The organism is Actinosynnema sp. NPDC059335 (assembly GCF_042752395.1).
Classification (GTDB): domain Bacteria; phylum Actinomycetota; class Actinomycetes; order Mycobacteriales; family Pseudonocardiaceae; genus Actinosynnema.
This window is the reverse complement of record NZ_JBHYXZ010000310.1, coordinates 2,252-2,676: the sequence shown is the minus strand read 5'-3', so window position 1 is coordinate 2,676 and position 425 is coordinate 2,252. Positions and strand designations below refer to the sequence as shown.

The window sequence follows — 425 nt, the reverse complement described above, 5'->3', positions numbered from 1 at the left end:
ACGCCACTACGCGTCCAGCGGGGCGGCGGCGCGGCGCCGGCGTGGCGTGGGGGCGCGCCACCCACCCCCCACCCCCCCGGCCGGTCAGCGCACGCTCCACTCCCGGGCGAGCCGCGCGGCCAGCCCCAGGTTCGCCGCCGCGGCCTCCTCGGTGCGCCGGCCGTACCCGCACGCGGCGGCGACGCCCGCCACCGGCGCGCCCAGCGCCTCGACGGTCAGCCGCAGCGCCTCGCGGGTCTCCTCGGGGTAGTCCTCGGCCACCACGCCCGCGATCACCTCCACCCCGCGCCGCAGGTGCCGCAGGTCGGCGTAGAACGCCGGGTCGGGGGGGGGGGGGGGGGGGGGCCCCCCCCCCCCCCGGGGCCGCGGAGGGCGCGTGGGGGAGCGCGCGGCCCCCCCGCGGGCGCCCCCGGGGGGGTGGCGCC

General features: G+C 84.9%; 1 protein-coding gene. It reads right to left on the bottom strand.

Annotated elements, in window-relative coordinates; translation table 11 throughout:
• Positions 1 to 84: 84 nt before the first annotated feature.
• Entirely contained in the window at positions 85 to 276 is a 192-nt protein-coding gene (locus ACFXGA_RS40050) for a hypothetical protein (RefSeq protein WP_378098404.1), read from the bottom strand.
• Positions 277 to 425: the final 149 nt, after the last annotated feature.